The sequence below is a fragment of the Burkholderia sp. AU4i genome (assembly GCF_000466765.1).
Taxonomy (GTDB): domain Bacteria; phylum Pseudomonadota; class Gammaproteobacteria; order Burkholderiales; family Burkholderiaceae; genus Burkholderia; species Burkholderia cepacia.
Genome location: NZ_ASSI01000012.1, coordinates 118,896 through 129,262 on the forward strand (window position 1 = coordinate 118,896; position 10,367 = coordinate 129,262).

The following is a 10,367-nucleotide window of genomic DNA, read 5'->3' on the forward strand; positions in this document are numbered from 1 at the left end:
GCCGTCGCCGCGCGTCAGCGTTCGCCGATCCGCGCACGGGTCGGCTGCACGCGCCGGCGAGCGCTCTGGCGGCGCGCATCGCGCGCGACCCGCAGTTCGACCACCTTGCCGTGCGTCTGGTAGCGGCGGCGGATCAGGTAGACGGGCCGTTGCTTCGACTCGTCGTAGATCCGCCCGATGTATTCGCCGACGACACCGATCCCGATGAGCTCGATGCCGCCGATGAACAGCGTGACCGAGATCAGCGACGCGTAGCCGAGCACCGGATTGCCGAACAGCAGCGTGCGGAGGATGATGAACGCGCCGTACAGGAACGCGAGCGCGGCGATGCCGACGCCGATGTAGGTCCAGCTGCGCAGCGGCACGGTGCTGAAGCTGGTGATGCCTTCCAGCGCGAAATTCCACAGCTTCCAGCCGGAAAATTTCGAGTGCCCGGCACTACGCGCGTCACGCTGGTATTCGACGATGACCGTCCGGTAGCCGACCCATGCGAACAGTCCCTTCATGAACCGATGCCGCTCGGGCAGGCTGCGCAGCGCGTTCACGACCTTGCGGTCCATCAGCCGGAAATCGCCGACGTTCTCCGGCAGTTTCACGTCCGACAGCAGGTTGTGCACGCGATAGTAGATCGCGGCCGCGGTGCGCTTCGCGAACGAATCGCACGCGCGGTTGCTGCGCTTCGCGGCGACGACTTCCGCACCGTCGCGCCAGTGTTCGATCATCACGGGAATCAGGCTCGGCGGGTCCTGCAGGTCGGCGTCGAGCGGGATCACCGCGTCGCCGAGGGCTTCGTCGAGACCGGCCGTGAGCGCCGCTTCCTTGCCGAAGTTGCGGGTCAGGTCGATCACTCGCACGCGCCGTTCGCCGGTGCCGATCCGGATCAGCCGCTCGAGCGTGTCGTCGCGGCTGCCGTCGTTCACGCAGACGATCTCGAACCGGATGCCGTCGATGGACGTCATCAACGGCATCACGACGTCGAAGAAGCGCTCGACGGCCTCGCCTTCGTTATAGAACGGCACGACCAGCGATACGAGCGGTATATAGAGTGGTTCCCGCATGATGATTTCCCCTGTGATGTCGCTTCACCGATGCGCGCCGATGGTCGGTCGGCCGGTGCGGCGCAATCCGTACGCCGGGCGGTGGTGCGTTCTGGCCGAATGGGTGAACGCTGTGTCGGTCGAGTGATCGCGCGCGTCCGGCATCGACGGCACGTCGCGCCGGTCCCGGGCGATCCGGCTGACGAGCAGCCCGAGCGACGCCAGCGTGACGAGCGGCATGAACTGGAACGACAGATGCGGCACGACCGCGAGGCCCGCGAGCGGCGTCAGCCACAGCAGCGTCAGCCATTCCCGGTCGAAGCGCCGCCAGCCGTGCGTCCACGCATAACGCGCGTACCACGCGATCACGAGGCCGTACCAGGTCAGGTCATAGTCGTACAGATAGGGGCTGACGAGCAGGCACGCGCACGCGAGCGTCGCGGCGCGCAGCGCGTACGCGCAGTCGCCGCGCCACGCATAGACGACGGCGATCGCGGCGACCGCGGCCGACAGCAGTTGAAGGGCGTTGGCGACGGAAGCGGGCAGGCCTGCCATCGCGGCCAGCGCGAACAGGGTCGGCATCCGCGCGAGCTTCGCATGGCCGGTGCTGATGACCTGGTAGACATCGTGCATCCCGTGTGCGAACGCGATCCACGAGTCGGTGCCGAACGCGAGCGTGGCGAGCGCGACGCAGGCGGCGATCGTCGCGGCCCACGCGGCCAGCGTACGCCACTGGCCGGCGCACAGCAGCGCGAGCGGGAACAGGATGGCGATCTGCGGCTTCATCATCAGCATGCCGAAACAGATCCCGGCCCAGACGGGCCGGCGCTTCAGCAGCAACAGGCCGAGGCCGCCGAGCGTCGCGGTAAACAGGCTCGTTTGCCCGATGACGACGGTGATGAATGCGGCGGGGAAGGCCAGCGCGCACAGCCACGCGGTACCGCGCTGCACGGTCGCCTGCATGACGACGGCGAACAGCACGTACGTGACGCCAAGCCAGAGCACGACGGCCGGCGTGTACGGAAGCCAGCCGAGCGGCAGGACCAGCAACAGCATGCTGGGCGGATAGAGCCACAGGAGCATGCCGTCCTCGAGATTCATTCCCGGGACGGCGAGTTGCTGGATCGTGAACAACGCGCTGAAATGCCAGACGTCGGCGGCACGACCGTGCGCGGCGAGCCATGCGGCGCTCCAGATCGCGGAGAAATCCTCCGACAGCGGGACCAGCGCGGCGCCATGCTGCAAGTACATTCGGGCGATGTAGATGCCGATGAACAGCAGTTCGCCCAGTAACGCGGCGCCGGCATAAACGCGCACGCGATCTCGATTGAGCCAGTGAGGATAACGGCGCGGGCCGGCGATCGGGAGTTCCGGGTGCGCATCCGTCTCGGGACGGGCGTGGAAAACGGAATGGGGCGTTTTCATCGCGAGCTCCGGGGCGAGTACTGCGCGGTGCGGCGAACGACGACGAACAGCACGGCAAGCAGCACGATCGGGCCGATCTGCGGCAGCTTCATCAGGCGGTTCAGCATTTCGAAGATCGGCAGCAGCCAGGCGAGCACGATCACGGCCTGGTCGCCGGGCAGCCAGCCTTCATCGAAGCCGTGGGCGATCAGGCAGAAGATCGCGATCCCGAGCCAGGTCAGCTCGTAGTGCCACAGATACGGTGTAGTCAGCAAGGTGGCGACGGCCAGTACCGCGCCGCGCAGGCGCATGTCGGGCGTGCGCCGCCAGACATCGACGGTTGCTGCGATCGCGAGCAGCGCGATCGCGGCCTGCGCGGCCAGGGCAGCCGGCACCGGGAAACCCGAGAGCCGCAGCGCGGCGAACGGCGTCGGCGAAGCGAGCCAGTAGGACGGCAGCATGAAGTGCTGGCCGCGCACCGTCGCCACGGCGTCGCCCAGCCCATGCAGTGCGCCCGTACCGGTCAGCGCGATCCCGGCCGCCGCGAACAGCGTCGCGCTGATTGCCGCCGCCGCGAACGTGCGCCACGCGCGCGCCGCGATCAACGCGAACGGGAACACCACGGCCAGCTGCGGCTTGATCGCGAGCAGCCCGATCAGCACGCCGGCCGCGACCGGGCGCTTGCCGAGCAGATGCAGCGCGAGTGCGGCGAGGCCGGCGGTCAGGATGCTGTTCTGGCCGAACAGCGCGGACATGCACACCGCCGAATACGCGACCACGACGATCGCCGCGGCGTGCGGCACCGGAAGATGCGCGCGCAATCCCGACAACCGCGAGACGGCGAGCGCGTAGCATAAAAGACTGCCCGCGAAAAAGAGGAAATATGCGGGCAGGAAAGGCACAAGGGCAACCGGAGCGATGAACAGCAACATCGTCGGTGGATAGAGCCAGGGAAGCGACCGGTGCTGCAAATACGTGTCGAATTGTGCGAGCTCGGCCTGCAGGAACAAGGAAGGGTCGTAGGCCGATGCGGCATGGCCTTGCAACACCAGGTGCGATGCGGTCCAGAAGACGGAGAAGTCGACGCCCGGGCGCACGGCGGCGTTCGACGTGAAGCCGTTCGTCACGAAGCCCCAGACAATCAGCAACGCGGCGAAGAGCATCAGCATGATGCAGCTGTACGGAACGATCCGGTCGGCTGTGAGCCATTGAGCACAGCGTATAGCGCGAACGCGCGACCCACGATTGGCTGTGTACATGATTCCCCGTATGTGTGTAGAGGCTGCATGGTTTGTCGCAGCCGTTTCATGTTCTGTCGTGCCTGCGGATCGAATCGCATTGAAATCGCGTCGTCCGGTGAATTCATTGTTGAAGAAAAAATCGCGTGATGCAAATCGCCCGCTGAAAGCCGGAATCCGGATTGACCGGTGACGCACGTGAAAATGGTGTTTTCAGGTATGAGAAATCGACGTTTCCGGATTTCATGTTTCTGCTTTGAAACATTCGGCCAATTTGACCGGCTCGGCATCCGGCCGGCCACATGAGGCGCAGGTCGTATCGCGTGTGCGGGAAAGTCCCGAGAAAATTTTTTGGGTCCTTGGCGGAGCGCGGCGGCAGGCATTCAGGCTTGCAACGCTTGCGCGGAAACCTATATCAATTTTGAAACATTTCACGCGCCGGGCCCCCGGCCGGGGAACCCGGGCATCGCCGGAACCCTTGATGCATCTCGATTCCGCTCGAGGTGGCCTGCTCTTTGCGTATGCGTTGGCACGGCAGTCGACGAGGTGACGACCGGGCGGTTCCGGCAACAGACAGACGGAACCCGCATCGGAATCACCGGCGGAAAGAAGGGCAGGAGCGCGTCGGGGAACACGCAGCTCCAGGTCGATCAACCGCGCAAGCCTTCGTCGAGTGACCAATGAGCCCCGGTATCGTCAGGGCAATAAAAAGTCGGCATGGCCGAATATGGGGAATAAAAATGAAAGACCACAGCACATCACGGTTCGAGAACCGGATTAAAAACATATTGCAGCTTATCCGGGAGATTGTTTCCCTTTCATCTGGATTCCATGCGTCGAACGGCCGTCGTGCCGTTCCGGTCGACCGGATTGCCCGGCTTGTCCGACCTGTCGCACCGTACGCGCCTCTCTCGCATTCTGCCTCACTGATACCCGTTCGCGCGGACAGGGATGTGCATCCCCGTTCCCGCAGCTGAGCGTCGCGTTCCGATTTTTCGCGTAGTGCCGGTGGTGCCCGTCCCAACGTCGCACAAGACGAAGGGTATTCAATAGCAGTCCGAAAGGAGAGTACTTATGACAAGAGTCATCGAAAAGATCGCCTGGTTCGTCGAGGATCGGGAAGGCGTGACGGCCATCGAGTACGGCCTGATCGCCGCGCTGATCGCACTCGGCATCGTCGTCGCGTTGACGACGATCGGTACGGACCTGTCGACCGTGTTCAGCACGATCGCCTCGAGTCTGGACTCGGCGGTAACAGCACTCTGATGGACGGTACGACGAACGGAACATTCGAATCGCTCGTCGACACCACACGGCAGCAACACCCTGCCTCGACGTATCGATGCATGGTCAACCGACCAGCCGGCACCCGAGGATTTTGAAAGTCACCACGCAAGGAGATCACCATGACCAAGTTCATTCAACAAGCCGCCCGTTTCGTTCGCGACGAAGACGGCGTGACCGCCATCGAATACGGCCTGATCGCAGCACTGATCGCGGTCGGCATCATCGTGGCCGTCACGGCGGTCGGCACGCAGCTGAAGACCGTGTTCACCACGATCGCTGCCGACCTGACCGCGGCCGTGTGAGGCCGTTGAAAAGCAGAGCGTGCGGACGGCTCGGCCGGTGCAGCGATCGAGCCGCTCCCACGCATCGGATGACCGGGAACCGGAGACCATCATGCAAACCAGGGTGCGTGTCGCAGGCCCCAGGATCGGCGCGGAGCAGCGCGCGACGTCGATCGGGTATGCATCCGTCGCGGCGACGTTCGCCGTCGCGGTGCTGGGCAGCGTCGTCACGCCGAAAGGCTCGCTTGCCAATACGTACGCGGTGATCGCAACGGCCGTCATGGCCGCCGTGGCCACTGCGTTGGCAATGGTTTCCTGATCCTTCGATTCGCTCAGCGGGGTTCGCCATGTTGCTCGTTGCGCCGTCTTACCCGATTCCGTTGTGCGTGACGCTGCTCGCGGTATCCGCGGCCGGCACGGACATCGCGGCCCGCCGCATCCCGAACGGCCTCGTCGCGCTCGGACTGGCGGGCGCGCTGGTCGTCCAGTGCGTGCTGCACGGCGTCCTGGCAGGCGCACTCGCCTGGCTTGCCGGCGCGGCGACCGGCTTCGCGCTGCTGCTGCCGTTCTACCTGCTGCGCGGGATGGCGGCCGGCGACGTGAAGCTGATGGTCGCGATCGGCGCATGGGTCGGCGCGGAAATGACCTGTTACATCGTGCTGGCCACGTTCCTGGCCGGCGGGATCGGTTCGCTCGCGGTCGTGCTGTTGCGCGGCCGGATGCGCCAGTTGTGGACGAACGTCCGCGCGCTGATCGCGCGGCATTCGCGAGGAACGCGCGGGGAGGCCGCCGACGGCCCCGCGGAAATCGTATCGGTCGGCTCGCTGCCGTATGGCGTAGCGATCGCGGCCGGCACGCTGGCCATGCTGTTCGCGTCGCACACCTAGCGCGACGCACCCGCAACGAGGATCGAACGACCATGAACACGAACCATACCGAACCGAGACGCGACGCGCAGGTGGCCCATCTGCCCGATCCGTTGCCGTCGCGGGAGGCCCGCACGAAGCTGGGCGCGCAATTGCCGGCGGCGCCGCGCTCGCTCGACGAAACGGGATTGAGCAAGACGTTCGTTGCCGGCCTCGTGCTGAAGTCGACGCTGATGCTCGGCCGCCCGTCGTACGGCGACCTGGTCGAGCGGCACTGCCTGCCGCTCGCCGTGCTCGACGACGTCTTTGCGTTCCTGGTGCGCGAGCACCTCGTCGAACTCACCCATCGCGGCGCGACCGATCTCGACGTGACGTTCCGCCTGACCGACGCGGGCCGCGTGCTGGCGCTCGAGGAACGGGCGCGCAGCGGCTACAGCGGGCCCGCGCCGGTGACGCTCGACGCGTATCTCGAATGCGTGGCGGCTCATTCGGTGCGCAAGCTGCACATCGGCCAGAGCGACGTGTGGGCCGCCTTCGAAGACATCGTGATCGACACGTCGGTGCTCGACGCGGCGGCCGCGGCGCTCAATGCGGGCCGCCCGCTGCTGATCCACGGCCCGGCCGGCAGCGGCAAGACCTTTCTCGCCGAGCGGCTCGGCTCGCTGATGCGCGGTTACGTGCCGGTGCCGCACGCGATCTGCGCGGCCGGCGAGGTGATCCAGGTCTACGACCCGCTCGTGCATGTCGACGCGGCGTCGCAGCCCGGCGGCCAGTCGGTCGATCGCCGTTGGCGCCTGTGCGAGCGGCCGGTCGTGATGTCCGGCGGCGAACTGACGCTCGACGAGCTCGACCTGCGCCGCGACGAAGCCGCGGGCTTCTACCAGGCACCGCCGCACATGAAGGCGAACATGGGCATGTACGTCGTCGACGATCTCGGCCGCCAGCGCGTCGAGCCGCGCGACCTGCTCAACCGCTGGCTGCGCCCGCTCGATCGTGGCGTCGATTTCATGACGCTCGAATCCGGCAACCGCTTCGTGATGCCGTTCGACGTCTGGCCCGTGTTCTCGAGCAACCTGGCGCCCGAACAGTTCTGCGACGACGCATTCATGCGTCGCCTCGGCTCGAAGATCCACGTCGGCGCGCTGTCGATCGACAACTACCGCGCGGTGTTCGACGCGGCGTGCGCATCGCTGGGCCTCGTCGCGGCGAGCGATGCCTTCGACTACCTGCTGCACCACCTGCATCTGCCGACCGGCAAGGCGTTTCTCGCGTGCTTCCCGGCAGACCTGCTGCGACTCGTCGCCGCCGGCGCGCGCTATCGCGGCGATCCGGCCGAGGTGACGCACGACGCACTGTACGACGCGTGGGCGAGCTATTTCGGCGCGGGACCTGAACGGGAAGGCGTCCATCCGCCGCCCGTCGAGCGCGGCGGACGCACCTTCATCACCGGTTGAGCCGTTTCTTTCACGATTCGTCGAGGAGCATTGCCATGAAAAACAGTCGAGCGATCCTGATGCTGGTCGTCGCGATGGTCGCGGGTCTTGCCGCGGTCGTGTTCGCGTCCCGCTGGCTGATGCAGACATCCACGAGTTCGGTCACGTCGGTTGCGGTGGCGGCCACCGACCTGAACCTGGGCGAACCGCTCGGGCCGAACCAGATCCGCATGGTGAACTGGCCGTCGGGCAGCGTGCCGGCCGGCGCGTTCACCGATACCAAGGCGCTCGAAGGGCGCGTGGTACGCACCAGCCTGTCGCGCGACGAGCCGGTGATCGAATCGAAGCTCGCGCCGGTCGGCACGAAGGGCGGGCTGTCCGCGGTGATCTCGGACGGCAGCCGCGCGATCACGGTGCGCGTGAACGACGTGGTCGGCGTCGCGGGCTTCGCGCTGCCGGGCAACTACGTCGACGTGATCGTCAACACGCAGGAACAGCAGGGCAAGACCGACGGGCAGAGCATCTCGAAGATCGTGCTCGAGCACATCCTCGTGCTCGCCGTCGCGCAGCAGGTGAGCCGTGACGACACGGCGCCGAAGGTCGTCAACGCGGTGACGCTGGAAGTCACGCCCGACCAGGCCGAACGGCTCGACCTCGCGCGCAGCGTCGGCACGCTGTCGCTCGTGCTGCGCAACCAGATCGACCAGAAGACGCTGAACACCGACGGGGCGACCAAGATGACGCTGCTCGGCAAGGAGCCCGCACCCGAAGCACCCGCGGCGCCCGCTCGCGTCCGGACGGTACGCGTGCACGTCGCATCGCATGCGGCGCCGGAAGCGCGGCGCGACTGCGTCGGCGTGCTGACGGGCGTAAGGGGCAGCGTCGAGTGTTTCTGAAGCAGATCAACACAGTCACATAAACGGCCGCCGGCAACGCGGCGGCCCTGGAAGTCGATAACCGGCACGGAGCCGGTCTCTCGGGGGATCAGACGAAATGAAGATCAAACCGCAATGCACGGATACCGGCCCGCTGCGCACACGCGTCGCACGGGGCACGATGATGGCCGCGATCCTTTGTTCGGGATGGCTCACGGTTTATGGCGCACTCGCGCAGGAAGGCGTCGAGTCGGCGGCGCTGACGAAGGGCGGCGCCAGCGTGCCGGCCGCGGTCGGCAAGGGGCCGATGCAGATGACGATCAGCATGGCGCCGATGGCGGCCGCCGCGCCCGCCGCGTCGGCAGGGCCGCTGCGCGGGCCGAACTGCGTCGGCGCCGTGCGCGAATCGACCAGCGTCAGCGTGCCGCTCGGCAAGTCGCTGCTGGTGCCGATGCCGGAGCCGGTCCGTAACCGGACGATCGGCAATCCGGCCGTCGCGCAGGCCACGATGGTGTCGCCGCAGACGCTGTACATCCTCGGGCTCGCGGTCGGCACGACGAACATGATCGTGCAGGGCAAGAGCGGTGCGTGCCGCGTGATCGATGTGGCAGTCGGCGCGGATGCCGGCGGCCTGCAGGCGTCGTTGCAGCAGCTGATGCCGACCGAGCGCGACATCCGCGTGACGACCGCGGCCGGCACGATCGTGCTGTCGGGCACCGTGTCGAGCTCGCAGGCCGCACAGCAGGCCGTGCAGATCGCGCGCGCCTACGGCGACAGCGCCGGCGACCCGGCCGCGGGCGGCAAGCAAAGCGGCGGCGGCGTGCTGAACATGCTGGCCGTCACGTCGCCGCAGCAGGTGATGCTCGAGGTGAAGGTGGCCGAGGTGTCGAAGACGCTGATGAACCAGATGGGCAGCGCGCTCAACATCCAGGGCGGGTTCGGTTCGTGGAGCGGGGCGCTGGTCACCAACCTGCTCGCGGGCGTCGCGAGCGGCGTCGCGTTCAGCAAGGCGAACAACAAGCCGTTCAACCTCGCGGCCGACGCGCAGAACACCGACAACCTGGTCAAGATCCTCGCGGAGCCGAATCTCGTGACGATCAGCGGCCAGGAAGCGACGTTCCTCGCCGGCGGCAAGATCTTCATCCCGATCCCGCAGAGCAGCGGCAACGGCACGTCGTCGATCACGCTGCAGGAAGAGGAGTTCGGCGTCGCGCTGAAGTTCACGCCGACCGTGCTCGCCAACGGCCGGATCAGCCTGAAGGTGGCGCCGGAAGTGTCGGAGCTGTCGCAGACGGGTGTCACGCTGAGCGCGACCAACATCGGCGGCACGTCGATCCTGCCGCTGATCACGACGCGGCGCGCATCGACGACGGTGCAGATGAGCGACGGCGAATCGTTCGCGATCGGCGGGCTGATCAAGGACAACGTGACGGGCGCGCTGAAGGCGCTCCCGGGCGTGGGTGAGGTGCCGGTGCTCGGCGCGCTGTTCCGCAGCACGTCGTTCCAGCAGGATCGCACCGAGCTGATCTTCCTGATCACGCCGCACCTGGTGAAGCCGCTGCAGACCGCCGACGTGCCGCTGCCGACCGACAGCTTCTCGAAGCCGAACGAAGTCGACGTGTACGCGACGGGCAACATGGAAGGCCGTGGCGGTGTCCGCAAGCCCGGCGCACAGCCGGCGAACGGCGCGGCAGCTGCGCCGCAGGCACCGGCTCAGGCACCCGCGCCGGCGCCGAAATCGGATACCCCGGCCGCCGCTGCCGCCGCGCTGCCCGCATCGCGTGTGCCGCAAGGCGCGGACGCGCAGCCGCCGGTACCGGCCGAGCCGCAGAAGACGCCCGCGCCGGTGGCGGTTGTCGTGCCGCGGCCCGACGGGGCTGACTCGGCGAGAACGCTTGCGTGTTGCCGGTGGCGGCCTTGCCGATCCAGGCGAGCGGTTCGCGCTG

Annotated in this window: 10 protein-coding genes; 7 read left to right on the forward strand and 3 right to left on the reverse strand. The window is 66.9% G+C overall.

What is annotated here, in order from left to right; all coding sequences use genetic code 11:
- Positions 1 to 14: 14 nt before the first annotated feature.
- Genes L810_RS01730 through L810_RS01740 form a run of 3 tightly spaced genes read right to left on the reverse strand, consistent with a single transcriptional unit; the run spans position 15 to position 3,700 of the window.
- Positions 15 to 1,058 (reverse strand): glycosyltransferase family 2 protein, encoded by a 1,044-nt coding sequence (locus tag L810_RS01730; protein WP_021156627.1) that lies wholly within the window; start codon positions 1,056 to 1,058, stop codon positions 15 to 17.
- 24 nt (positions 1,059 to 1,082) lie between these two features.
- Positions 1,083 to 2,462 (reverse strand): glycosyltransferase family 87 protein, encoded by a 1,380-nt coding sequence (locus tag L810_RS01735; protein ID WP_021156628.1) that lies wholly within the window; start codon positions 2,460 to 2,462, stop codon positions 1,083 to 1,085.
- Positions 2,459 to 3,700, reverse strand: a complete 1,242-nt coding sequence (locus L810_RS01740; protein WP_021156629.1) for a glycosyltransferase family 87 protein — start codon at positions 3,698 to 3,700, stop codon at positions 2,459 to 2,461. Before L810_RS01740 ends, L810_RS01735 begins: the two co-directional genes overlap by 4 nt.
- Positions 3,701 to 4,753: 1,053 nt before the next feature.
- Here L810_RS01740 and L810_RS01745 point away from each other — a divergent pair.
- The 7 genes from L810_RS01745 to L810_RS01775 form a co-directional block, all read left to right on the forward strand.
- The gene (locus tag L810_RS01745) at positions 4,754 to 4,945 is read left to right on the forward strand and encodes a Flp family type IVb pilin (protein WP_021156631.1); all 192 of its coding nucleotides are present in this window, start codon (positions 4,754 to 4,756) and stop codon (positions 4,943 to 4,945) included.
- Between the two features lie 140 nt (positions 4,946 to 5,085).
- Entirely contained in the window at positions 5,086 to 5,268 is a 183-nt protein-coding gene (locus tag L810_RS01750; protein ID WP_021156632.1) for a Flp family type IVb pilin, read from the forward strand.
- A gap of 91 nt (positions 5,269 to 5,359) precedes the next feature.
- Positions 5,360 to 5,566: a hypothetical protein gene (locus L810_RS01755; protein WP_021156633.1), complete on the forward strand. Its 207-nt coding sequence runs from the start codon at positions 5,360 to 5,362 to the stop codon at positions 5,564 to 5,566.
- Between the two features lie 28 nt (positions 5,567 to 5,594).
- Positions 5,595 to 6,134 carry an A24 family peptidase gene (locus L810_RS01760; RefSeq protein WP_021156634.1) on the forward strand — a complete coding sequence of 180 codons (540 nt, stop codon included), beginning with the start codon at positions 5,595 to 5,597 and terminating at the stop codon, positions 6,132 to 6,134.
- Between the two features lie 32 nt (positions 6,135 to 6,166).
- Positions 6,167 to 7,567, forward strand: a complete 1,401-nt coding sequence (locus L810_RS01765) for an ATP-binding protein (protein WP_021156635.1) — start codon at positions 6,167 to 6,169, stop codon at positions 7,565 to 7,567.
- 35 nt (positions 7,568 to 7,602) lie between these two features.
- Positions 7,603 to 8,442 (forward strand): Flp pilus assembly protein CpaB, encoded by an 840-nt coding sequence (cpaB, locus tag L810_RS01770; RefSeq protein ID WP_042972805.1) that lies wholly within the window; start codon positions 7,603 to 7,605, stop codon positions 8,440 to 8,442.
- A 97-nt stretch (positions 8,443 to 8,539) separates the two neighbouring features.
- Positions 8,540 to 10,367 (forward strand): type II and III secretion system protein family protein (locus L810_RS01775; RefSeq protein ID WP_051392127.1); only part of this gene is annotated, 1,828 nt, incomplete at its 3' end.

Bases quoted from the DNA above. Each gene is read 5' to 3' on its own strand.
- L810_RS01765 (WP_021156635.1), top strand. From the start codon at position 6,167: ATGAACACGAACCATACCGAACCGAGACGCGACGCGCAGGTGGCCCAT.
- L810_RS01750 (WP_021156632.1), top strand. From the start codon at position 5,086: ATGACCAAGTTCATTCAACAAGCCGCCCGTTTCGTTCGCGACGAAGAC.
- L810_RS01745 (WP_021156631.1), top strand. From the start codon at position 4,754: ATGACAAGAGTCATCGAAAAGATCGCCTGGTTCGTCGAGGATCGGGAA.
- L810_RS01760 (WP_021156634.1), top strand. From the start codon at position 5,595: ATGTTGCTCGTTGCGCCGTCTTACCCGATTCCGTTGTGCGTGACGCTG.
- L810_RS01730 (WP_021156627.1), bottom strand. From the start codon at position 1,058: ATGCGGGAACCACTCTATATACCGCTCGTATCGCTGGTCGTGCCGTTC.
- cpaB (WP_042972805.1), top strand. From the start codon at position 7,603: ATGAAAAACAGTCGAGCGATCCTGATGCTGGTCGTCGCGATGGTCGCG.
- L810_RS01755 (WP_021156633.1), top strand. From the start codon at position 5,360: ATGCAAACCAGGGTGCGTGTCGCAGGCCCCAGGATCGGCGCGGAGCAG.
- L810_RS01740 (WP_021156629.1), bottom strand. From the start codon at position 3,700: ATGTACACAGCCAATCGTGGGTCGCGCGTTCGCGCTATACGCTGTGCT.
- L810_RS01735 (WP_021156628.1), bottom strand. From the start codon at position 2,462: ATGAAAACGCCCCATTCCGTTTTCCACGCCCGTCCCGAGACGGATGCG.